At 40.1% G+C, this 23,794-nt stretch carries 16 protein-coding genes and 1 riboswitch; of the genes, 11 read left to right on the forward strand and 5 right to left on the reverse strand.

Annotated features, from left to right (window positions below):
* Positions 1–66: 66 nt before the first annotated feature.
* From ABIB30_RS10510 to ABIB30_RS10520, 3 genes are read right to left on the reverse strand one after another with little or no spacing between them, the layout of a single operon-like run.
* On the reverse strand, positions 67–1,416 hold the full coding sequence (locus ABIB30_RS10510) for a DUF3472 domain-containing protein (RefSeq protein ID WP_354301772.1): 1,350 nt from the start codon (positions 1,414–1,416) through the stop codon (positions 67–69).
* A gap of 16 nt (positions 1,417–1,432) precedes the next feature.
* On the reverse strand, positions 1,433–2,920 hold the full coding sequence (locus ABIB30_RS10515) for a RagB/SusD family nutrient uptake outer membrane protein (RefSeq protein WP_354301773.1): 1,488 nt from the start codon (positions 2,918–2,920) through the stop codon (positions 1,433–1,435).
* Positions 2,921–2,942: 22 nt separating this feature from the next.
* Positions 2,943–6,074: a SusC/RagA family TonB-linked outer membrane protein gene (locus tag ABIB30_RS10520; RefSeq protein WP_354301774.1), complete on the reverse strand. Its 3,132-nt coding sequence runs from the start codon at positions 6,072–6,074 to the stop codon at positions 2,943–2,945.
* Between the two features lie 458 nt (positions 6,075–6,532).
* Between ABIB30_RS10520 and ABIB30_RS10525 the strand changes: the two genes are divergently transcribed.
* The 6 genes from ABIB30_RS10525 to ABIB30_RS10550 all read left to right on the forward strand — a co-directional run bounded on the left by ABIB30_RS10525 (position 6,533) and on the right by ABIB30_RS10550 (position 12,730).
* A complete protein-coding gene (locus tag ABIB30_RS10525) occupies positions 6,533–7,114 on the forward strand; it encodes a hypothetical protein (protein WP_354301775.1) in 582 nt (193 codons plus the stop codon).
* Positions 7,115–7,170: 56 nt separating this feature from the next.
* Positions 7,171–8,523 (forward strand): Gfo/Idh/MocA family protein, encoded by a 1,353-nt coding sequence (locus ABIB30_RS10530; RefSeq protein WP_354301777.1) that lies wholly within the window; start codon positions 7,171–7,173, stop codon positions 8,521–8,523.
* 103 nt (positions 8,524–8,626) lie between these two features.
* A riboswitch (Fluoride riboswitch) is annotated at positions 8,627–8,691 on the forward strand.
* 49 nt (positions 8,692–8,740) lie between these two features.
* Complete coding sequence (locus ABIB30_RS10535) at positions 8,741–10,087, forward strand: voltage-gated chloride channel family protein (RefSeq protein ID WP_354301778.1); 1,347 nt, start codon at positions 8,741–8,743, stop codon at positions 10,085–10,087.
* 145 nt (positions 10,088–10,232) lie between these two features.
* A complete protein-coding gene (locus ABIB30_RS10540; protein WP_354301779.1) occupies positions 10,233–11,324 on the forward strand; it encodes a c-type cytochrome in 1,092 nt (363 codons plus the stop codon).
* Between the two features lie 6 nt (positions 11,325–11,330).
* Entirely contained in the window at positions 11,331–11,780 is a 450-nt protein-coding gene (locus ABIB30_RS10545; protein ID WP_354301781.1) for a DsrE family protein, read from the forward strand.
* Positions 11,781–11,788: 8 nt separating this feature from the next.
* Positions 11,789–12,730: a molybdate ABC transporter substrate-binding protein gene (locus ABIB30_RS10550; RefSeq protein WP_354301783.1), complete on the forward strand. Its 942-nt coding sequence runs from the start codon at positions 11,789–11,791 to the stop codon at positions 12,728–12,730.
* A 144-nt stretch (positions 12,731–12,874) separates the two neighbouring features.
* Here ABIB30_RS10550 and ABIB30_RS10555 read toward each other — a convergent pair whose 3' ends face one another.
* Both ABIB30_RS10555 and ABIB30_RS10560 read right to left on the reverse strand, forming a co-directional pair.
* Positions 12,875–13,150, reverse strand: coding sequence for a hypothetical protein (locus tag ABIB30_RS10555; RefSeq protein ID WP_354301785.1), 276 nt, complete (start codon positions 13,148–13,150; stop codon positions 12,875–12,877).
* 3 nt (positions 13,151–13,153) lie between these two features.
* Positions 13,154–13,756 carry a sigma-70 family RNA polymerase sigma factor gene (locus ABIB30_RS10560; RefSeq protein WP_354301787.1) on the reverse strand — a complete coding sequence of 201 codons (603 nt, stop codon included), beginning with the start codon at positions 13,754–13,756 and terminating at the stop codon, positions 13,154–13,156.
* 360 nt (positions 13,757–14,116) lie between these two features.
* Here ABIB30_RS10560 and ABIB30_RS10565 point away from each other — a divergent pair, with 360 nt between their 5' ends.
* From ABIB30_RS10565 to ABIB30_RS10585, 5 genes are all read left to right on the forward strand, one after another.
* Positions 14,117–14,713 (forward strand): RNA polymerase sigma factor, encoded by a 597-nt coding sequence (locus ABIB30_RS10565; RefSeq protein WP_354301789.1) that lies wholly within the window; start codon positions 14,117–14,119, stop codon positions 14,711–14,713.
* Between the two features lie 90 nt (positions 14,714–14,803).
* Positions 14,804–16,006 (forward strand): FecR family protein, encoded by a 1,203-nt coding sequence (locus ABIB30_RS10570; protein ID WP_354301791.1) that lies wholly within the window; start codon positions 14,804–14,806, stop codon positions 16,004–16,006.
* 334 nt (positions 16,007–16,340) lie between these two features.
* On the forward strand, positions 16,341–19,631 hold the full coding sequence (locus ABIB30_RS10575; protein WP_354301793.1) for a SusC/RagA family TonB-linked outer membrane protein: 3,291 nt from the start codon (positions 16,341–16,343) through the stop codon (positions 19,629–19,631).
* A gap of 12 nt (positions 19,632–19,643) precedes the next feature.
* Positions 19,644–21,446: a RagB/SusD family nutrient uptake outer membrane protein gene (locus ABIB30_RS10580; RefSeq protein ID WP_354301795.1), complete on the forward strand. Its 1,803-nt coding sequence runs from the start codon at positions 19,644–19,646 to the stop codon at positions 21,444–21,446.
* An 11-nt stretch (positions 21,447–21,457) separates the two neighbouring features.
* Positions 21,458–23,722, forward strand: a complete 2,265-nt coding sequence (locus tag ABIB30_RS10585) for a GH92 family glycosyl hydrolase (protein WP_354301797.1) — start codon at positions 21,458–21,460, stop codon at positions 23,720–23,722.
* Positions 23,723–23,794 lie beyond the last annotated feature (72 nt).

The raw sequence follows: 23,794 nt of genomic DNA on the forward strand, positions 1-23,794 counted from the left end.
AAAGCCCCGGCCATTATTGCCAGGGCTAATTGCTGAGTATCAAATGATAAATTGTTCAGGATCTTCCTATGGCAGATTATTGAAATCAATCACTGGATGTGCAGCACCAGTGGAAGGTCTGTTGAAGGTTTGTTTCAGTGCATTTGCATCACTAAAAAATCCACCGTTTCTTAAAAAGAATTGGTTGCCGTTTACGCCCCCGCCAACATCTTTTCTGTACCCTCTGTTTGCAATATCATCACCCGTAAATTTCATCCCTGTAATTTCTGTCCAGTTGCCATTGGTATCTATTACCCACTGGTTTCCATAATTAGCTTTACGTTCAATATTTCCCATTTCTGCATTGAAATTCTCCAGGAACGAATACAGTCCTTTCAATCTTGTATTCGTTGCAGGGCGTTCAAAACTTGCAATTAATGTCCAGTTGCCATCCGAAGGTTTAAAGTAAGAAGTATAAACAGTCTTGTTGGTTGCTGCATCAGGCTGTGCCCGGGTTAAAAAAGCATAGGTTTTTCCCGCTACCCAAGGATAAATCAGGTAACTCTGGCCACCAGAACCCTCATTGCCGAATTCACCACTATGTACATCTGTACCTTTTTTGATCAGTTTAATCTTTTTATCATCTGGTATCGTTGCAGGATCATCGGTTGGAAAAGGGCTCCATAGCGAAAACAATACTCTGCGCTCTGTAGCTGAATTTACCTGAATACCGAAATAACCTTCCCCAAAACCATTAGACATGAAATAAGAACCAATTGGGTCTGAACCAGCAGGAACATTGATTTCATTATAAAACCATTCTACATTGTTCTTAACCGCATCAGGAACAGTATAGTTCACATGTACTGAAGGCCCTCTGCGTCCCCAGTAAAAACGGGAATCAATATTGTCTTTTACATAAGATAGGGAATCAGTTACAGGTTTTCCACTGATGATCAGGTCTGAGATATCACCAAAATAACTACCCGTTTTACTGATGCCCTGGATATCAAATTTGATATACCCCTTTGCAGTAATATTGAAATTTCCAACAGCTACAGTATCAAAAGATGAATTTGAAGCTGTTTTAGTAATGGACTGTGTACCCGTTGATACTTTAAACGTACTGTTTCCTGAAGGGACTTTCATTCTTAAAGCGACCGTTACAATACCCGGTGTTTCAGTTCTGAAGTAAACACTGGTCACTGCACCCGCATTAGTCCAGTTAGCGAGGCCGTTGTTATTAATCTGTTCACTCGCAGTAGTTTTTACCCAGGCATTTCCACCTAAGGCAATCGCAATCTTTGGCCCGGTTGCTACAAAATCATTAATCTCTTTGGGCGTTTTGGTGTTGTCTGCTGTATTGGCATCACTCTTTTTACAAGAGGTTCCTATCAAAAGAGATAGGAACGATAAGGATAAAATAATTGTTTTCATAGGTATATGGTTTTGGTTAAGGATTTTGAACCAGGTTAGGGTTGAGTACAATATCATTCTCTGGAATAAAGAAGATCACACGGGGATCCGTATATGGAATTTGCTGTGTGGTTTGTCCGGATGCAAGATGAGTACCCGGATAATCTCTGTTTAATGTTCTTTTATTTCTGAACACATCGAACTTACGTTGAGACTCAAATGCGAATTCCAATCTTCTTTCATCCAATATCACATCCAATACGTTCGTATAACCCATCATGTTACCTGAAGAAAATAAAGCATTCCCACTTAATCCCGCGCGGCTTCTGATTACATTAATATCAACCAATGCATCGTTTGGCCTGCCCAGCTGGAAAGCACACTCTGCTCTTGTCAGATACATCTCCGCTAATCTCAAAACTACAGGAGAACTTAAAGTTTCATAGCCCTCTTGAAATGAGTACTTATTAATGAAGTATTTAGGATAACCATTTCTTTTCTGAAGAACCGGATTTCCCTGTGCGTCTTTCTTAACTGTTCCGTCAGCATTTTTTTCATATTGCGGAACGACAAATGAGTTCCGTAAATCTTCAGGAAATTTATTAACTAAATCTCTGTAAGATTGTGAGGCATACATTTCACCATAACCAATTGCTCCACCCCAGTACATCGAACCGATCGCATCATCAAGGCGGTCATCTTTAAGTACATGTCTTATCGCAAAAATGGTTTCTGGATTTCCCTCAGGAACACTCGTGAAATATTTTGAATATCCAGCAGATGGCAATAGCGAATAACGTCCGCTTTTAATTACCTGGTCCGAATAATCAAAGGCATTTTTATAATCTCCCATATAAAGATAAACTCTGCTCAATAGCGCTATGGCCACTTCTTTAGAAGCGAAATTATTGTTTTTTGTACTGTTCATTAGCTTGATTGATTTTAATAAATCGCTAATTACCAGTGCATAAACATCCTTTACTTTTGACCTGGCAGGTAATTCTTTTACATCCGTATTTGTTTTAAGCATCACCCCTAAAGACTCCCCATTGTTATCCGTATAAGGCCGGCCAAAGAACTTCACCAGATCAAAGTGGATCATTGCTCTTAAAAAGTAGTTTTCTCCAAGCAGTTGATTTCTTACTGGATCTTCACTTTCTGCTACCTTTTCAATCACGACATTAGTACCGAAAATAGCCTGGTAGCCTTTGCGCCAAAAGTTTTCTGCATTTCCCTGGTTTTTTTGATGCTGATAATTATAAGCATAAAATAACGGGTCAGTGGTTGTACCACTTAAGGAGACATTATCACTTGCATACTCAGAAAATATGTGATAATTACGTACATAATAGGGATCCTTGATGTAATTATAAGTTCCAATAGTAGCAGATTGAAGTCCTTCAAGCGTGCTTACTACGGTTTCATTAACGATACCACTATAAGGAGGAAGCGTCAGGTCTTTTTTACAGGCTGTAGCAGACACGATAAGCGCCATAGCTACTATTATTTTATAACTGTTAGTCATTTTTTTAATCTTTAAATTATACTTAAAAACCTATGTTAACACCGAATAATATCTTTTTACTAATCGGGTATTTAGTACCGCTTACTCCACTCGTATTTGGCGTAGAGAATATAGTAGACGGATCTAAATCGGCAACTTCCGGATCCATGCCCGAAAACTTGGTGAAAGTAACCAGGTTGTCTGCACTTACATAAACTCTCAGATTTGAAATTTTAAGTCTTTTAGTAACGGCATCAGAGAAACTATAACCCAGGGTAATATTCCTTAATCTCAAGTATGAACCATCTTCTAAATATCTTGAAGAAGGTTTATTGGATAATTTATTCCCATTCACTACAGCTTTTGGATGCGTGGCCATATCTCCGGGATTTTCCCATCTGTTCCAGCCGTCTTTTAAGATCATACTGTTGTATTGAGGATAGGCGCCGTCCGCATCAAATACTTCCCGGTCGGCATTATAAATCTTACTGCCATATACAAAATTGAAGAATGTATTTAAGCTGAAATTCTTGTAAGTAAACTCATTCCCCATACCACCAGTAAATTTTGGTGACGAAGTCCCCACGTATCTTCTCTCTGCAGCGTTATAATTGTTAGTGGTCGTTGTGGTACCATCTGCTTTGGTCATATACCATAATGGATCTCCATTAGCGGGGTCTACACCAGCCCATTCTCTGGTATACCAGGAATTCATATCACGGCCAACTGTAATATTCTGGTTAGCGAACCTGGCTACAGGCTGATCCAGGTATAGGTTAGTAACCCTGTTTTTGTTGAAACCAATATTGAAACTTGTATTCCATTTAAAGGCACCAGTAAAGTTTTTAGTACTTAATTCAATATCAATTCCTTTATTTTTTACAGAACCTATATTTTGCAAATAACTATAAAAACCGGAGGCAGCAGAAAGTGGGACAGCAATGATCAGATCCTTATTGGTGCGCTGATATATATCAACGTTTAATTCAATTCTATTCCAGAAACCTATATTAATCCCCGCATTTATGGTAGTAGGGGTTTCCCAGGTTAAATCAGGGTTAGCGATTGCCGAGGGATAACCACCTGGAATATTTGCATACTGAACATCAAAACTATATAAAGGCAATGAGCTATAATCTCCCGTTGGCGTATTACCAGTAACTCCGTAACTACCACGTAATTTCAGGTTAGTAATCACGCTGGATTTGAAGAATTTCTCGTTGGAGATCAACCACCCACCCGCAAGAGAATAGAATAAACCAAACTTATGATTTGCACCGAATTTAGAAGAACCATCATTTCGCATAGAAACAGTTCCAAAATAGCGGTTGTCATAATTATAGTCGCCCATGAAAAGCTCCGAAATAAAACGGCTTTTTGATTTTCCACCTTTTAATAAATAAGCTGTGGCAGTTGAATTCAATATTTCCAGACCTGGTTGGATACCATAACCAGTTCCGTCAATATTATCCACATAGTTTTGCTGATACTCAAAGCCGGCTATTCCAGATAAGTTATGTTTTCCAAAACTATGCGCTGCATTAAATAAGTTGGAAGTAAGAACGCTGTTTGAATAGTTGTATAAATTTCTAAGCTCTCCTGAATTGGCTTTTCCGGTAGGAGTACGGGCATCATTCAGAATTTCTCTCCTGGTATTCGTCGTGGTATATCTATTTGACGTAGCGAAATTTAACCAGTCCGTGATCTTATATTCTAATTTCAAATCTCCCGCTAAAGTCTGACCTCTCTCATTGTCAACATTATAGTCGTTCAGGTACACGAAATTGGTTTTATCCCTTCCGTACCATTGACTTTCATTGTCTATATATCTTGGACTTCCATCAGCATTGTAAGGACTATCCCATGGCAGATTGGTATAGGCCTGATAAAGCGCCCCGGTACGGTCATCTGTTTTTTTGCTGAAACCTGCGTTAACTCTGGTTGTAATTTTAAAGCGGTCATTTATCTTATGATCCAGGTTAACCCTGAAATTGATATTGTTATAACCTGTATTGACGAGTGTACCTTTTTCATCGTAATAGTCAGCACCTATATAAAAGTGGGTCTTTTCATCACCGCCAGAAATATTGATATTCTGACTGTTGGTGTAAGCCTGTTTAAAAGCTTCTTTTCTCCAGTCCGTATTTCCAGGGGTTGAAGGCAGGAACCCGGCTAAATATTCAGTATTCGTTAACGGAAGTGATTTAGAAGTCAGGTAAGCATCAATCTGTTGTGGCGTAGGGTTAGGCGTAGTTGCCTGAAGTTGTTTGATGAAACTGGCCCTTTTTGCGTTATAATCATTCGTATACAAATAGGTACTGTAATCCAGTAATTGCTGGCCATTCATCAATTGAAAATTACCCTGGGAAGCATTATTGATACCGTAAGATCCACTATAATTTATACTGGTTTTACCACTTTTTCCTTGTTTGGTTGTGATTACAATTACACCATTAGCAGCGCGTGAACCGTAAAGACCAGTTGCACCAGCATCCTTTAATACTGTAATAGATTCTATATCCCTTGGATTAGCAGTACCACCAATTACACCATCGACAACAGTAAGCGGCTCCATATTCGCACTAAAAGTACCTGTACCCCTGATGCGTATACTAGGTGTTGTTCCTGGTTGTCCTGAAGAAGAAGAAACCGCTACACCTGCCGCCTTTCCCTGCAATAAAGAAGAGGCGCTATTACTGGTTACATCCAAAAGCTGTTTAGCGGACACGGTAGAAACAGAACTCACAATTTGTGACTTGCTTTTTGTGGTATAACCAACCACTACCACCTCATCCATCTGCTTTGCATCAGGCTTAAGACTTACATTGATGACACTTTTTCCAGCTGCGGCAACTGTTTGTTGTACGTAGCCGATATAGGTAAATTCTAAAGTGACATCGGTTGTTGCTTTGAGTGCAAACTGGCCATTACCGTCCGTAATAGTACCATTTGCTGTGTTTTTAACTTTTACGGAAACGCCAGGCATTGGAAGACCTTGTTCATCCGTAACTTTTCCGGTAACCGGAGTTTGGGCGAAGGCAATAGTCGAACATAAAATAAGTGCTAAAATGGCAATTGCTTTAGTTAACTGATTTAGCGTAAACTGCTTAAGTTTCGCTGACGGTGGGAAAACCCGGTTTAAACCCGGATTAATCGGTTTGTAGAGTTTTGTCATGCAAGATGAAGGTTAAGACTTGGTTAGTAGTCCTTTTGAAAAGATAATTCCGATAGCGCTCTCAAAAGGAATGATTGAAGATATAAAGCAATGAGGCTGTGTATCGAATTTGAAAGGGCCTAAATCCACGCAAACGTTTGATACGTTTTATGGATGCGTCTGATAGGCAAAAACAAAAAAAACAGGAAAACCAGACGTATTTTTACTGGATTTGCACTATTGAGTTGTATTTCTGGGGTAAAAACTGATTTTTCAAACTTAAGTCTGATTTTTGGCTCTGTTTTTTGAATAAAACGATTTTTGTGGGTTGCAATGTGCTTACACAAACCTCCTGTTTCTGTCCAGGCAAACGTTTGCGTGATAATTATGCGCTGTCGCTTCATAGCTTGGAAGGAAAATTTATACCTTGTAATCCTTAACAAAAGGGTTTAACTGCGCAAAAAACCAACTAACCAAAAATGGACAGGAGAGAAATCTTTAATCTTCTTTTTAAAGGGAGTTCAATAAATGAACCTATTGTCCCAGAACCAGATCCGGTGCTGGAAACCCCTGCGTATTTAAAAACTGAGCAGGGAATACCAGTCCTTAAAGAATGGATAGATTTGCCTGCAGCCGGGCATTTTAAGCTGGAGCTTTCTACAGCCTATGCGTTTACAATTAATTGGGATTTAAACTATCCTGTGAAAGCAGTAAACCCGGAACAGATTTTAAGTTTAGGTATTCAGCAAGCTCAAACACCTGCCATTAAAATAGGAATTAACAAAGAAGGTTATCTTTTTATAGCAAACCTGATTGATTCCAGAATGCTCACCATGGATAAACTACTTAACGGAATTCAATTGGTTTTGACCGTGAACCCAATGGTACATGGAATGAGCTTTGCCAAATTAAAAGTCATGGATAGTGCCGGACTAACGCTTTCTACTTTAAAAACAATGCAATATACAACCGCAGACTGGGCAGGAGAGATGACCTTATCAACGCCTTCATTTAATATGCTGCGTATCGAAGGGCTTTGCGAAGCAGCACCGGATCAATAACGCATACACAATTGAAATAATAATATAGCTAACCAATTATCTGAACTAAAAAAATTATGAACAGACGAGAATTTGTAACCTCAACAACGCTTACTGCAGCTGCATTAACGATCCTGCCAGAGAAATCACTTTTTGCCAATTACGCAGGCGAGAAAGTTAAAATTGCAATGATGGGCGTTGGTCTGCGCGGGCAAAATCACCTCGCTTTACTTTTAAAAAGGGAAGACGTTGAAGTTGTTGCGATCTGTGATGTAGATTCAAGAATGCTGGACATGGCTAAAGCAATGATTACCAAAAGCGGAAAGCCAATGCCGAAGATCTTTACAGGTGATAACAATGCCTGGAAAAAAATGCTTCAGTTAAAAGACTTAAAATCTGTGTTAATCGCTACTCCATGGGAATGGCATAAAGCAATGATTATCGGATCTATAGAAGCAGGAATAAAATATGTAGCTACCGAAGTTATGCTGGGTATTACCCTGCAAGACCATTGGGATGTAGTTCATGCTGCCGAAAAACATGATGCGCAGGTAATGATGCTGGAAAATGTTTGTTACAGAAGAGATGTACTTGCTGTTTTAAACATGGTAAGACAAGGCATCTTTGGAGAAATCCTTCACTTACAAGGCGGTTATCAGCATGATTTGAGAGAAGTGAAATTTAATGACGGAATTAAACCCTATGGTGGTGGCGTAGAATTTAATGAAAAAGGATTCTCAGAAGCCAGATGGAGAACAAACCACTCGGTTCATCGTAATGGCGAATTATACCCAACACATGGTATCGGACCAGTTGCGCAGTGCATCAATATCAATAGAGGAAACAAGTTCCTTAAACTAAATTCATTTGCTACGAAATCCAGAGGTCTGCATAAATATGTGGTAGATAAAGGAGGAGAGAGCCATCCAAATGCAAAAGTCAATTTCAGACTGGGTGATATTGTCACGACCACTATTGACTGTGCAAATGGAGAAACTATTATCCTTCAGCATGATACAAATTCTCCAAGACCGTATTCATTGGGATTCCGTGTACAGGGAACGAATGGTTTATGGATGGATATCAACAACAGTGTTTATGTAGAAGGTGTCAGCAAACCACATCAATGGGACAGTGCAAAAGAATGGTTAGAGAAATATGATCACCCGCTTTGGAAAAAATACGGTGACGATGCAAAAGGCGCTGGTCATGGTGGAATGGATTTCTTTGTCTTACACGCTTTTATTGAATCTGTGAAACGTGGAACACCTACACCATTAGATGTTTACGATGCTGCAGCATGGAGTGCAATTACTCCTTTAAGTGAGCAGTCTATAGAATTAGGGAATGAAACTATTGATTTTCCTGATTTTACCAGTGGTCAATGGATGATCAGAAAGCCAGTTTTCGCTTTAAATGACGATTATTAATAACATTATACACCAATTCTAACAATAACAGACCGGTCACGCCTGGCGTGACCAGTCTTGTTTAGTGCTGATTAATTTGTAATTGTTCAGGACATGCTTATATTTGTTTCACGGAAATGGTGTCTTCCGACTTAACCGCCCTAAAAAGCTGATGGCGCCTGCAAAATTAAACTAATGAACAATCCCGTTCATTGGAATAAATGATTTGTAGGTATATATGAAAACTTTTAACCATCTGATCCGCTGGACACTTTTAATTCTTCCTGTTGCCATTACTATTGGTACTGTCGTTGCCTTTTTTCTCTGGTTGCTCTCTGCCGCAATACATTTACGCTTTGACCATCAATGGTTGCTTTTTTTATTGCCATTTGCTGGAGTACTAATCCATTTAATTTACCAGTCTGCTGGTAAATCTTCTGAAAGAGGGAACAACCTGATTATGGATGAAATCCATGAGACAGGTGGCGGGGTACCCTGGCGCATGGCTCCGGTCATCTTAACCACCACTATTATCACCCATCTTTTTGGAGGCTCGGCTGGCAGAGAAGGTACAGCTGTACAAATTGGAGGTAGTATTGCTGCAGTTTTCGGGAAATGGTTTAAACTGAATGAGCAGGACACAAAAATGGTACTCACTGCCGGTATTGCTGCGGGATTCGGAGCTGTATTTGGAACTCCGGTTACGGGGGCAATTTTTGCTTTGGAAGTATTGACTTTGGGAAGGATTAAATACGATGCACTATTCCCGGCTTTAATTGCCAGCGTGATTGCTGACCTTACCGTTTCTGCCTGGCAAATTCGCCACACGGCCTATCACATTGCTGTTTTACCTAAAACGTCCTATTTTTTATCAGCCTATCTGCCAATTGATATTTTCTTGTTGAGTAAGGTTATTGCGGCATCAGTTGCATTTGGATTAGCCAGTTATTTATTCTCTTTTGCTGTTCACGGAATTAAGCAGATTTTTTCCAGACTTTTTACAATCAGCTGGTTCATTCCTCTGGCTGGCGGATTAATTATTATTGGCTTGACTTATCTGATTGGTAAACCTGACTATTTAAGTTTAGGTGTTGATGCTGAATATCCGGGGGCAATCACTATTCCATCCGCATTTATTCAAGGTGGCGCTGATACCTGGAGCTGGCTTTGGAAAACAGTTTATACCACTTTGACCTTGGGAACTGGGTTTAAAGGAGGAGAGGTTACGCCTTTATTTTACATCGGTGCAACCTTGGGGAACACAATGTCAGGATTGCTGAATGCTCCGGTAAGTTTATTTGCAGCTCTTGGTTTTATTGCTGTTTTTGCAGGAGCCACGAATACGCCGTTAGCCTGTACAATGATGGGTATTGAATTATTTGGCAGCGAGTATACCTTGTTTTTTGCAGTGGCTTGTTTTACCGCTTATTTTTTTAGCGGTCATGCCGGCATTTATAGCGCGCAAAGAGCTGCCGTCCCTAAAATACTGGATAATCTTCCGGCTGGTAGTGCTGCAAATGGCTTGAAAAACAGCTATTTGACTCAGAAAATGTCCAGGTATAAAATCCGCCTCAAACAAAAGTAACAAAGTCAATATAAATGTTAATTTTTTCGATTTAGCAAGGTATAATAGCGATATTACTTCAAGTTATCCGTGATAACTTTTTGTGCTTATGAACCCTGATCTGTTAACCTCACCTTTGATATAGAAAGAAAATCTCTATAAAGCTATGTCAAAGAATAACCTGAATGAAACCGAAAAAATATTGGTTCATAATGCGCGTTCCATCGTATTAATTGCTTTACTTTTTATAGTTTGCAGTGCGATTCTGCTCAGCATTTTTTTAAGGGATAATCAAGGGCAGGAGAATTTATCAGCAGCTCAGCAATTGGTATCAGGACAGCAGACCACAGAAAAAATAGTAGTGGTTACGGCTGCTAATCCTGTTTCAACTGCAAATTCTGTTTTAATCCAAAACTGGAAAGCGCCTGATGAAAACGCAATCCCGGCAGGTACAACAGGAGAAATGATCAGATATGGAAAAGACCTGATCGTTAATACAGCTAAATACTTTGGCCCAGGTGGTTCTGTTGCAGCCATTTCAAATGGAATGAATTGTCAGAACTGTCATTTGCAGGGTGGGACAAAAATATTTGCGAATAACTATGCGGTGTTTTTTAGCAGTTATCCTAAAAAAAGTAACCGTTCAGGCCGGTTCGTACCTGCCTCAAACCGGATTGCAGAATGTTTTGAACGCAGTCTGGCCGGAAAGGTTCCTGATGCTTCCGGCAAAGAAGTGCAGGCTATGCTGGCTTATTTAAAATGGATAGGAGAAGGGAAAAAAGGACCCGTGTTCGGGGCTGGTTATGAGCGGATCAAATACCTGGACAGGGCTGCTGATCCGCTGAAAGGAAAAGTTTTATATGCGTCAAAATGTGTGTCTTGTCATGGTCAGCATGGCGAAGGAGTACTTGCTGCAGGTCAGCAAACTTATATTTATCCGCCATTATGGGGAGAGCATAGTTATAATGATGCTGCCGGAATGCACAGACTCAGCAACTTTGCTGGTTTTGTGAAGAATAATATGCCCTTTGGAGCCACTTATCAAAACCCGCAGTTAACTGATGAGGAATCCTGGGATCTGGCTGCTTTTGTGAACTCTCAGCCCCGCAAACATAAAGATCAACATCAGGATTACCCTGATTTATCTACCAAACCTATCGATTCCCCATTTGGACCATATGGAGATCATTTTGTAATGGAACAACATAAATATGGGCCTTTTAAACCAATAGCTGATTATTATAAAACCAATAAATAGATGAATATGAAGATTCTTATTTGCAGCCTGCTTTTGATGGTGGCTGGTGTAACAACAAGTTTTGGCCAGGCAAAACCACAAGATTTTACTGGGGCGAAAGCAGCATTGAAAAATTATAAAGCGCTATATGTTTTAAATAGCGGCGATGAAAAGAAAATGGCTGGTACCCTTCGAAATATGAAAAATGCGCTCGAAGATCCTCGTCTTAAAGGTAAACTGGAATTGGAACTCATTGCTTTTGGAGATGGAGTAGCCGTTTACGCTCAAAATGGAATATTTGAGAAAACATTAAGAGAGTTGCAGGCCAGAGGTGTCATACTCGCTCAATGTGAAAATACGCTTAGAGAAAGACATATTGAGAAAAGTACCCTATTTGATTTTATCAGTTATGTGCCTAGTGGTAATGGAGAAATCATTATCCGTGCCTATCAGGGCTGGGCAGTTGTACATCCATAAATTAGCGCATGATGAAGATTTTAACTCCGAAATTTTTAACCCTGTCTGCTGTCTTAATGGCTTCATGCCTTCTGTTTTTCTCAGGTACAGCTATTGCACAGGAATACCGTTTTGACCCGCCGTGGAATACACCCCCAGAAAGTGAAGTGCAGTTTACAGTTCCCGGTGTCGATAATGTACCAGATTTATTTGGTGATATTAATGATCCACAGCTTGTTGTGTTTTTTGCAGGGAACCAGTTTATGGTGATTGACGAATTGATTGCTGCATTCAAAAAAGCGCATCCTCAATACCAGCGTGTATTTGCAGAAACACTTCCCCCGGGAATTCTGGCTAAACAGATTGCTACAGGAAGTATTGTGATCGGGAATTTACGGATTACACTAAAGCCTGATGTATATACTGCGGGAAAAAACAGGATTGATCAGACGCCGGAATGGTTTAGTAAAACGGCTTTATATGCCAGAAATAAACTGGCTATTATGGTACAAAAAGGTAATCCGAAAAAGGTAAAAGGGCTTAAGGATTTAGGAAATAAGGATTTACGAATAAGTATGCCTAACCCAGACTTTGAAGGTATTGGAAAACGAATCGAGGAAGCGTATGTTAAAGCCGGGGGAACGAAACTGAAAACCTCAGTGATGGAAACCAAATTGAAAGCTCAGACCACTTTCCTGACTCAGATTCATCACCGCCAGTCTCCGATGCGTATTTTATATGATCAGAGTGATGCTGCACCGGTTTGGTACAGTGAAGCACATTATCAGAAAATGATAGGTCATCCGGTAGAGATGATTGAAATTCCTGAACAGGAAAATATCCATGCACAATATATTGCAGGTCAATTGAAAAATACGCCTCATCCGGCTGCGGCCAAAGATTTTATGGACTTCCTGGTCAGTGCAGAAGCGAATGCCATCTACAAGAAATTTGGGTTTGATTTGCCTTAGTGAGTAACAGAACGGATCATTAACAGAACGAATCCATAACAGAATGAGTTTATACGAAGCAAATTAATAACAAAATGCGAATGTACAAAGCTGCCTTTAATCTGATTGAAGGCAGCTTTGTAGGGAAATATGGAGGAGCTGGACTTAATTTTTATCCAGCTTCTCTTCAATACGCTCCTGAAGCTTCTTTTTGTAATCGTCATCCAGTCTGATCTCCCGGTTTTCTGCCGAGTGGAAAAGCTCGTAGACCATTTTATTGATTCCAATACTTTGTTTTTGAAACAGCCTGCAAAAAGAACAGCCGGTTAAATGAATACGCAGTTCTAATTTCTCTCTTAAAGTTAATGCAGTCAGTTGCTTCTTCTCGATGAGAAAAGTAGCCTTTCTGCAATTGTATATCATATTCTTTAGCTCATTCATATTTTAAATCCAGTTTTTTTGGAGACAAGCTCTCAGGTTAAGTTTTGCACGGTGAATAATCACCCAGAAATTAGAAGGCGTAACCCTCAGCTCTTCACAAATCAGATCAGTAGACTCTTCATCCATATGTTTCATCGTAAATACCGATAACCATAATGCCGGAAGTTTTTGCATGCACTTCTGCAAGATGGCCTTCAGCTCCTTATTCATTAAAGGATCATTCGTGTCTATGCCAAATGGTTCGGGCCGGTGTGTCTTTTTCCAATGACCATCATAAGGATCAAAAAAATCCTGATCCTGTTGTTCTGTATCTAAACTAGTTGTGTTTTTTCCTAACCCTGATGACTTTTTACGGTAAACATCTATCACCTTATTTTTTAATATTGCAGTAAGCCATGTTCGTTCAGAACTTCTTCCTTCAAACTTGTCTATACGTTGAAGCGCAGCCAAAAATGTTTCCTGGACAAGGTCCCGTGCCTGTTCTTCCTCATTAATCCGGGTAATCGCATAATTAAACAAATAATCTGCATGATTCGCTACCCAATGGTGAGGATCAAGTTTTACAAGGTCTGCGGTTAATACTTCTTCGCTTTTAGGTATAGACATTGAACAAGGATAAAATACAATAGTCGCGTTTTCCGGGGAATCCTTACAAAGTATTTACGCATGATTCAATAAAGGTAAGTCATTCCGTCTAAAAATGATTTGTTTAAACTAAGTTTCATTTGTCTTTAAAAGAATTTATTTAAACTTATATTTAATTGTTGCAGGGTTAAAACTGCTGGATATGCTATTAGGTCTTCTTTAGAATGCTAAAACAATTTTAAATTGCTGTAAGATTAACTTTTATAACAGTTTCATGCGTAAAGAAAGCTAAGCTTTTTATCAGCTCACCGCTAAAGAATTATAAAAATTATACATAATATTGGTTTGACATTGAACTAAAAATTATTCTGATCAAAGCGGATGTACATAGAAAGACCATACAAGAATGTATTGGAAAGTGACCTGATGGTTCAGGTTGCCGCCGGAGATCAAAATGCTTTCGCAGAATTATTTGAACGTTATCAGACATTGGTCTATGATTTTTCGATCAGGCTTACCCGTTCGAAAATACAAGCAGAAGAGATTGTACAGAATGTATTTATCAGGATCTGGCTCAAGAGAGCTCACCTGGTAAATATTGAAAATTTCGGTGCTTACCTAAACCGAGCCACCAGAAATCATAGTTATACTGCCTTAAAGAAACTAGCAGCGCAGTCACTTCGCGAAGTAGAACTTACGGAACAAGTTATTACCGGCGGAACTGATGCTGAACACTTACTTTTATACAATGATTCCACTAAAATATTAAAGGCAGCCGTTGATGCGCTCCCCCCGCAACGTAAATTAGTCTATGAATTATGCCATGAACAGGGACTTAAATATGAAGAAGCAGCAGCGAAATTAAATATATCGCCGGGCACTGTTCATACGCACATGAAGTTGGCACTAAGGGCTATAAGAGCGCATTTTAAATACATGGATGCCCTTTTGCTCGTCCTGATGCTGATGAAAAAATAAGTTTCATTCCAGTTAAAAATAATTTATTCTCAAATTGATTACCCCGCCCGTGATTCCGGTGAGTCAATAGAACAAAAGACAGCTTAATTTATGGCAATTGCGGAAGCAAGATTAAAAATTTTATTCAATCAGTACATGAACGGTTCAGCTTCTGCAAAGCAAGAACAGGAGTTTATGCGCATGGTGAACAGTGAAGCGCAAAAAGAAACGCTACTTGATTTAATGGATAGTTACCTGGAAGATGAAACCTTTTCACAGGGCCTGTCGACAGTGCAGAAAACAAATATTCTCCAAACTATTTTTCAACCTGCGGCAACAAAAGAAATATTTCCTTTATGGACAAAAATATTGGCGGCCGCGCTGCTGCTTGTGATGTTATCAGTTGCCACTTATTTTATTAAAAACCAGGATAAATCCATTGTCTACAGTCAATATAATGGGGAATTGGTTCCAGGGGGCAATAAGGCCACGCTGACCCTGGCCGATGGTACAAAGTTATCCTTAACAGATGCTGCAAATGGAAAGGTTGCCGAACAAGCAGGAGTCAGTATCCGAAAAACTGCAGACGGACAATTGCTTTATGAACTCAAAGAAATAACAGCTAATCAGCAAACAAAACCAAACTTACTTTACAATACCATTTCAACTCCTGCAGGCGGCCAGTATCAGTTGATTTTACCAGACGGAACCCATGTCTGGCTGAATGCTGCATCTTCCTTAAGATATCCGGCATCTTTTGCCGCGTTCAAGCAGCGTAGGGTCGAGTTGAAAGGAGAGGCTTATTTTGAAGTGGCTAAATTAAATATTCAAGCTGCACATATTCCATTCATCGTTGCCAGCAGAAGTCAGGAGGTAGAAGTATTGGGAACACATTTTAACATCAACAGTTATGAAGATGAGGGTGTTTGTGCGACCACTTTATTAGAAGGGAGTGTAAAAGTAAGCCGTCCGGCTGTATTTGAACAAATTCTTTCTCCTGGTGAGCAGGCTTTAGCAGGGCAGGATCTTCAAGTACTGAAGGTTGATCCGCTGACTGCCATAGCCTGGAAAAACGGACTTTTTAAATTTGAGAATGCAAATATCTATACCATCATGAAACAGTTTTCAAGATGGTATAATGTGGATGTCGGTTATGAAGGGAAAATACCTGATAATAAATTTACGGGAGAAGTGTACCGGAATATGGATGCTTCCAAAGCACTCCGGATTTTGAGTTATGCAAAAATAAAGTTCCGTGTAGAAACCCCCGATCAGCCTTACGCCAGAAAAAAAATAGTAATCACTTCTAATTAGCCTGAACCACCTGCTGGCCTGAACCGCCAGCAGCAATAGAACAATCTTTTTACCTAACCAAATTAAACTTATGAGCATGATGAAACACCTACCTTGACGTAGCTACGCTACCAGGGTGGCCGACTAATGAAGCCGGACAATGATTGGACCCATTGCCCGGCAGAAGATTTGAGCCTACCCATCCGATTTTATCGGAAAAATTAATCTGAACCAATTTCTGTATTACTCAAACCCAATCAAAAGTATGAAAATAAATGCTTTTAACCCCGGTATGTCCTTTCGCAGGATATGCCCTAAACTGCTATTGATAATGAAATTAACCACTTTCATCCTCATGATAGCCCTTGTACAGGCAAGTGCCAGCGTTTCGGCGCAGAAAATTAATCTCCATCAAAAAAATAAACCGCTCTCTACTGTCTTAAAGGCAATAAAAGAGCAAACTGGCTATGTATTCCTGAGTAATAACTTTGACCCTGCCAAAGAAATGGTAACAGTTAACTTGCAGGATGCAACAATTGAAGAAGCATTAAAATCTTCTTTAAACAAGCTTTCTATTTTTTATAATATAGTTGATAAAACGATTTTATTGTCTAAAAAGGAGGTTTCGTCAGCAAAGGCAGACCCAATTGTGATCCGTGGAATTGTGACTGATGAGAAGGGATTGGGAATCCCCGGAGCGGGTGTTAAAGTTAAAGGAAGCCTGGTTTCCACTTCTACAGATGTCAACGGAAGTTTTAGTATTAATGTACCTTCTGCTGAAGCCGTTCTGATTATAAGTTACGTAGGCTATCAACCACAGGAAGTTACGGTAAAAAGTCAGAGAAACCTAAAAATAAGTCTTCTACCAAGTGATAATGCGCTGGAAGAAGTTGCAGTTGTAGGCTTTGGTACACAACGTAAAGTTTCTTTGATTGGTGCACAATCTACCCTCAGTTCCAAAGAGCTCAAACAGCCTGTTAATAGTATCACGCAGTCACTTTCGGGCAGAATCGCTGGTGTAGTAGGTGTTCAGCGCAGCGGAGAACCCGGCAGAAGTACAGCCGATATCTGGATCAGGGGTATTTCTACTTTTGGCGGAAACTCCAGTGCTCCACTGGTTTTAGTAGATGGTGTAGAGCGTTCTATAGATAACCTGGACGCTGAAGACGTCGAATCTTTCACTGTACTTAAAGATGCCTCTGGTACTGCTGTATATGGTGTAAGGGGTGCAAACGGGGTAATCCTGGTAAAGACCAAAACCGGTAAAGCTGGTAAAACCTCGATTTTCCTGGATTACAATGAAGGGGTAAGCACCTTTACCAGGAGACCTGAAATGGCAGATGGAATTACTTTCATGAATATGGCCAACGAAGCAAGTATCGGAAGAGGCTTAGGAGAAAAATACAGTAAGGATTATATTGATAAAACAGCCTCTGGAGTTGATCCGCTGCTGTATCCAAATGTAAACTGGATGAACGAAATATTCAATAAGTACAGCCGTAACCGCAGGGCAAACCTGAATGCAAGCGGAGGTACAGACAATGCACAATATTACGTGTCTCTGGCTTATTACAATGAAACTGGTTTTCTAAAAACTGATCAGCTCTCTCAATATAATTCCTCCCTTGATTTTAAACGGTATAATTTCACTTCTAACCTGAACATGAAATTGACAGGAACTACAAAAATGGATCTGGGGATACAAGGATATGTGTCTACAGGTAATTATCCGGGTGAAAATACAGAAAGTATTTTTGGATCAGCCATGGATATTTCTCCCGTTGAATATCCGGTGATGTATCCAGGGAACTTTATACCTGGTAAAGCTTCTAATGGTGGTTTCAGAAATCCTTATGCTGATTTAACAAGACGCGGTTACCGGACTGAATTCGAAAATCAATTGTATACGAATTTAAGGGTGACACAAGATCTGAAAGGCTTAACTGATGGATTAACAGCCACAGTGATGATTGCTTTTGATACCAAAAATACCAGCAGTGCAAAACGTTCTAAAAGAGAGAGCACCTATTTTCCCGATTCCAGCAAACCTTATAACGAAGACGGAACGTTAAACCTGATTAAAACTTTCAACAGTTCAGGTAACTACCTGAGTTATGAACCAAACAGAGGTGGAAACAGAAAATTGTATAACGAAGCGGCCATCAACTATGATCGTGCATTTGGAAAACACCGGTTAGGTGGTCTGATCTTAGGTTATACCCAGGATTATACCAATCCTTTTGCTGGTGACTTTACTTCTTCTATTCCGGAAAGATTTGTAGGAATCGCAGCAAGGGCTACTTATTCTTATGACGACCGTTATTTTGGAGAGTTTAACTATGGATACAATGGATCAGAATTATTTGCTCCTGCAAACAGATATGGATCATTTCCGGCAATTGGCTTTGGCTGGATTCCTTCGAACGAGAAATTCTTTGCGCCTTTAAAAAATGCAATTTCGTTTCTGAAATTCAGATATTCTGTAGGGACAACAGGGATCGGAAAGATTTCAAATGAAAACCTGGTAGGACGACGTTTTGCTTATTTAACGCTCGTAACAGATGGAGCGGCTGGTTATCAGCTAGGTAAAAACTTCACCAATACAGGAGGAATTAACGTAACCGATTACGGCGTAGATATCCGGTGGGCTGAATCTAAGAAACAGGATTTGGGAATGGAAATAAGGACCTTGAATGACAAGCTGAGTTTAATGGTAGATCTGTTCCGGGAAAAACGTACCGGAATCTTTCTACAAAGGCAATCTGTACCCGGATTTATTGGTTTAGTCAATTCACCTTACGGTAACCTGGGTATTGTGGACAATAAAGGGATTGATGCGACACTGGAATATAATATGAAAATAGGGCAGGTGGATGTCGGTTTAAGAGGTAACCTGACTTATAATAAAGACGTATTGGTTAATGACGATCGTCCTGCTCAAAAATACCCATGGATGAGCCATATTGGCGATAATATCTTGTCGAGATATGGCTATATAGCCGAAAAACTATTTGATAACCAAGCAGAGATTGATGCAAGTGCGGCTCCCGGATCAAAGAAATTACTGAAGCCTGGCGATATTAAATACAAAGATCTGAATGGTGATGGACTGATCAATGACTATGATAAAACCAGGATTGGCAGGGGAGATGTACCTAACCTGGTGATGGGTTTTGGCTTTAGTGTAGCCTATAAAGGTTTTGCACTCAGTACACTTTTTCAAGCCTTACAAAACTCAGATGTAATGCTGGGCGGATCTGCTATTTATCCGTTTAACGGAGGCGGTGGATTGAGTAATGCCTTTAGCAATGTCACAGACCGCTGGACACCTGAAAATCCAAGACAGGATGCTTTCTATCCGCGTTTAGCCTATGGAGAAGATCAGAATTTTAACAATACACAGCCTAGCTCCTGGTGGGTTAAAGACAACAGTTTTGTCCGCTTGAAAAGTGCACAGTTGAGTTATAACTTTTCTAAAGAAGCTGCTGCCAAATTACATCTTAAAAATATGTCAGTTTATCTGATAGGAACCAACCTTTTGACCTTCAGTAAATTCAAACTATGGGATCCGGAATTGCTTACCGGGAACGGAACTAAGTATCCGCTGACCGCTAATTTGTCAGTGGGATTAAATGTTAAATTTTAAAAACCGGATATCATGAAAAAATATATATGTATATTAAGTCTTGTCGCTCTGTTTACCTTTTCTTGTAAAAAAGGATTTTTGGATCAGGTACCCAATGACAGGTTAACCCTGGATGAAACCTTTTCCAACAGACTGACAGCCGAGAAATTCTTAAATAATATTTACAGTAGTGTACCCGATGAATTCGGACAGCGAAATCCCGGAAGTTCCAATGCGGGCTTATGGACCGGGGGATCTGATGAAGCAGAATTTACCTGGGGTGGTGTGACGAGCAATGCTATAAATATTGGAAACTGGGATGCCAATTCCGGTTTTGTTTATGCCTATTGGAACAACTATTACAGAGGGATACGTTCTGCTACTTTCTTTATGGCAAATATTGAAAAAGTAAAAAATGACCTTTCTCCTCAGCTGATGACGCAGTACCGGGCAGAAGCCAGAGCTTTAAGAGCAATGTATTATTTCTACCTCCTGCGTTTATACGGACCTGTGATCCTTTTGGGCGACAATGTTGTGGCACCGGATGTACCGAGTTCAGAAGTTCAGTTGCCAAGAAGTTCAATGGATGAATGTGTCGCTTATATTACTACAGAACTGGATGCTGCAGCTAAAGATTTGCCCGTTACTCCTGCAAATGATGATAGTTATGGCAGGATAACCAAAGGAATTGCGCTCGCATTCAAAGCACAAACTTTGTTTTTAGCCGCAAGTCCGTTGTATAATGGAAACAATGATTTATCTTCTTTGAAGAACAAAGATGGTAAAGCCCTGGTGAGCCAGAGTTTTGATGTGAATAAATGGAGAACCGCAGCCGATGCCTATAAATCTTTTATTACTCAATTTGTACCTGGAACTTATGATTTATTTAAGAAAACGGATGCCAGCGGTAATTTTGATCCTTACCTGTCTTGCAGGGATGTCTTCTTAACCGATTGGAACAAAGAGGTTATTTTAGCAAGACCAGAATCTTCTTTATCTGCCAGACAATATGAAATGACCCCCTATCACCGCGGTGCAAATTCTGCATCCAGAGGTGGCGGAGCGCTCGGTGCAACCCAAAACCAGGTAGATGCATTTTTTATGCAAAATGGTAAAAGTATCAATGATCCAGGTTCAGGGTATGTGAACTCCGGATTTGCTGCTACAGCTACAAAGTATACCAAAGCGGGGATTTATAACCCCTGGGTGAACCGTGAACCACGTTTTTATGTCAATATTACCTATAATGGAAGTACCTGGTTAAACACAAATGATGGATTAATCACTACAGAATTGTACAATACCGGTAATTCGGGTAAAGAAACGGGGGGTAATGACTACAGTACCACGGGTTATGTAGTCCGGAAAGCGATGGGATTAGGGAACTGGAATATTGACAGAAGACCGGTGATCTTATACCGGCTGGCCAATGTTTTTATGGATTATGCAGAGGCTTTAAATGAAGCCAGTCCGGGTGATCCTGATATTCTGAAATACCTGAACTTAATTCGAGAAAGGGCAGGAGTTCCACTTTATGGATCTGCTGAATTACTAGTTCCTGCCGGACCAACCGAAATGTCTGCAGCCCTGCGGAAAGAAAGAAGGGTAGAACTTGCTTTTGAAAACGTCAGGTTTTTTGATACCAGAAGATGGAAAATCGCAGAGACCACAGATAATGGCCCGATGTATGGCTTGAATATCAGTAAGAACTTACCTGATTTCTTACAGGTTGTTACTTTTGAAAGCAGGGTATTTAACAAAAGACATTATCTGTTCCCTATTCCTTCGAATGATGTAAATGTTGATGCAAACCTGGTACAGAACCCTGGATGGTAAAATCAAAAAAGATGAAACTTAAATTATTTACAAGCTTACTTTGCTTCCTGTGCAGCTCAACTTATGCACAGGAGGTAAATCTGGTCCGGTATGTCAATACCTTACAAGGTACAAATTCAAGCCATGAACTGACCAGAGGAAATACTTATCCAACCACAGCATTGCCATTTGGCATGCATACCTGGACCCCGCAAACAGGTAAAAACGGAGATGGATGGAAATACCAGTACCAGAAAGATAAGATCAGGGGATTTCAGCAGGCCCATCAATGCAGCTCCTGGTCAAAAGACTATGCAGTTTTCTCTTTGATGCCTGTAACTGATGAATTGATTGTAGATGAAAATAAAAGAGAGGCTCAATTTAGTCATGCCAACGAAATAGCGAAACCGAATTACTACAAAGTGAGCTTTGAGAATAAGATCACCACCGAAATCTCTCCTACTGAACGTGGTGCACATTTGAGGTTCAGCTATCCTAAAAACAAGAAAAGCTATTTGGTTTTGGACGGCTATACCCATATCAGCAGTATCCAGATCTTCCCTAAGGAAAGGAAAATAACAGGCTATGTGAACAATGGAGAAGGCTTTAAAGAAGGATTCAAAAGCTTTTTTGTCCTGCAATTTGATCAGCCTTTTAAAGCGCATGGAACCTGGGAAAATAAGCACAATAGCTTACAAGCTGGTGCAGAAACCGCAACTGGCGAAGGCAAAGGTGCTTATCTTGAATTTAATGCAGGGGTAAAAGTGCAGTTGAAAACAGCCTCTTCCTATATCAGCCAGGAACAAGCAGAACTTAATTTGTACACAGAGCTCGGAGCAGATCAAACACTGGAACAAACTAAAGCTAAAGCTGCTAAGATTTGGAATGAAACGTTAGGGAAAGTGATTGTAGAAGGTGGATCAGAAGAAGATAAAGCTACTTTTTATTCCTGTTTGTTCAGAGCGAGCTTGTTCTCCAGAAAGTTTTATGAACTGGACAAAGCAGGTCAGCCTTATTACTTTAGTCCTTACGATGGGAAGGTGCACTCAGGTTATCTCTTTACAGATACCGGTTTCTGGGATACCTTCAGAGCACAATTTCCCTTAAATACTTTGCTTCATCCACAAATGCATGGACGGTATATGCAATCATTGCTTTCTTCGTGGGAACAATGCGGCTGGTTGCCTTCCTGGTCTTTTCCAAGTGAAGCAGGTTCTATGATTGGTAATCATGCTATTTCCCTGTTGACAGATGCATGGGCCAAAGGAATCCGGACTTTTGACCCTGCAACAGCCTTGAAGGCTTACTTACATGAAGCGACTCAAAAGGGGCCTTGGGGGCCTGCCAATGGAAGAGATGGCTGGAAAGAATACTATCAACTGGGTTATGTACCTTATCCGCAATACAGGGAAGCCACTGCAAAAACACTGGAATATGCTTATGATGATTTCTGTGGTTATAACCTGGCAAAAATGACGGGCAATGACTTTTATGCGGGGATATTTGAAAGACAGATGTTCAACTATAAAAACGTATATGACCAAGAATCAGGCTTTATGCGTGGAAAAGATCAGTATGGAAAATGGAATGCTAACTTTGATCCCGCAGAATGGGGTGGTCCTTTTACCGAAGGAAATGCCTGGCATTGGGAATGGTCTGTTTTTCAGGATATCAACGGCCTGATTAAGTTGACTGGAGGCCAGGAGAACTTTACCAAAAAGCTGGATTCTGTATTTTCCGTACCTAACCGGGTAAATACAGGAACTTATGGTGGGATGATCCATGAAATGACAGAAATGGTGATGGCGAATATGGGGCAGTATGCACATGGTAACCAACCTATACAACATATGCCTTACCTATATAATTACGCAGGGCAGCCCTGGAAATCACAGTTTCATACACGTAATATTATGTATAAACTGTACAATTCTACAGAAAATGGTTATCCCGGAGATGAAGATCAGGGACAAACTTCTTCGTGGTTTGTACTCAGTGCTATGGGTATTTACAGCGTAACTCCGGGTACAGATCAGTATGTACTGGGCAGCCCGATGTTCAAAAAGATCACCTTGAATTTAGAGAACGGTAAAAAGTTTACCATAGATGCGGCGGCGAATAGTCACGAAAATTTATATATTAAATCTGCTACCTTAAACGGTAAAACTTATACAGCCAATTTTATCAGGCACAGCGACCTCATTAATGGAGGTACATTGAAATTGGAAATGACTAATCAGCCTGCGTTAAGCCGTGGACTTGCTGCTGCGGATCTGCCATTTTCGTTAACGCCTTAAATAGCCATCTTCTTTGACGCCTTAAAATAATAGCGGGGTTTCTGACTCCGCTATTATTTTATAATCAAAACA

Origin of the sequence: Pedobacter sp. UYP1 (assembly GCF_040547305.1) — a bacterium.
GTDB lineage: Bacteria > Bacteroidota > Bacteroidia > Sphingobacteriales > Sphingobacteriaceae > Pedobacter.

What these genes read in the sequence shown, in the direction of transcription:
- ABIB30_RS10545 (WP_354301781.1), top strand. Translation starts at nt 11,331, where the DNA reads ATGAAGATTCTTATTTGCAGCCTGCTTTTGATGGTGGCTGGTGTAACA.
- ABIB30_RS10575 (WP_354301793.1), top strand. Translation starts at nt 16,341, where the DNA reads ATGATAGCCCTTGTACAGGCAAGTGCCAGCGTTTCGGCGCAGAAAATT.
- ABIB30_RS10535 (WP_354301778.1), top strand. Translation starts at nt 8,741, where the DNA reads ATGAAAACTTTTAACCATCTGATCCGCTGGACACTTTTAATTCTTCCT.
- ABIB30_RS10540 (WP_354301779.1), top strand. Translation starts at nt 10,233, where the DNA reads ATGTCAAAGAATAACCTGAATGAAACCGAAAAAATATTGGTTCATAAT.
- ABIB30_RS10525 (WP_354301775.1), top strand. Translation starts at nt 6,533, where the DNA reads ATGGACAGGAGAGAAATCTTTAATCTTCTTTTTAAAGGGAGTTCAATA.
- ABIB30_RS10520 (WP_354301774.1), bottom strand. Translation starts at nt 6,074, where the DNA reads ATGACAAAACTCTACAAACCGATTAATCCGGGTTTAAACCGGGTTTTC.
- ABIB30_RS10585 (WP_354301797.1), top strand. Translation starts at nt 21,458, where the DNA reads ATGAAACTTAAATTATTTACAAGCTTACTTTGCTTCCTGTGCAGCTCA.
- ABIB30_RS10515 (WP_354301773.1), bottom strand. Translation starts at nt 2,920, where the DNA reads ATGACTAACAGTTATAAAATAATAGTAGCTATGGCGCTTATCGTGTCT.
- ABIB30_RS10550 (WP_354301783.1), top strand. Translation starts at nt 11,789, where the DNA reads ATGATGAAGATTTTAACTCCGAAATTTTTAACCCTGTCTGCTGTCTTA.
- ABIB30_RS10510 (WP_354301772.1), bottom strand. Translation starts at nt 1,416, where the DNA reads ATGAAAACAATTATTTTATCCTTATCGTTCCTATCTCTTTTGATAGGA.
- ABIB30_RS10580 (WP_354301795.1), top strand. Translation starts at nt 19,644, where the DNA reads ATGAAAAAATATATATGTATATTAAGTCTTGTCGCTCTGTTTACCTTT.
- ABIB30_RS10530 (WP_354301777.1), top strand. Translation starts at nt 7,171, where the DNA reads ATGAACAGACGAGAATTTGTAACCTCAACAACGCTTACTGCAGCTGCA.
- ABIB30_RS10560 (WP_354301787.1), bottom strand. Translation starts at nt 13,756, where the DNA reads ATGTCTATACCTAAAAGCGAAGAAGTATTAACCGCAGACCTTGTAAAA.
- ABIB30_RS10570 (WP_354301791.1), top strand. Translation starts at nt 14,804, where the DNA reads ATGGCAATTGCGGAAGCAAGATTAAAAATTTTATTCAATCAGTACATG.
- ABIB30_RS10555 (WP_354301785.1), bottom strand. Translation starts at nt 13,150, where the DNA reads ATGAATGAGCTAAAGAATATGATATACAATTGCAGAAAGGCTACTTTT.
- ABIB30_RS10565 (WP_354301789.1), top strand. Translation starts at nt 14,117, where the DNA reads ATGTACATAGAAAGACCATACAAGAATGTATTGGAAAGTGACCTGATG.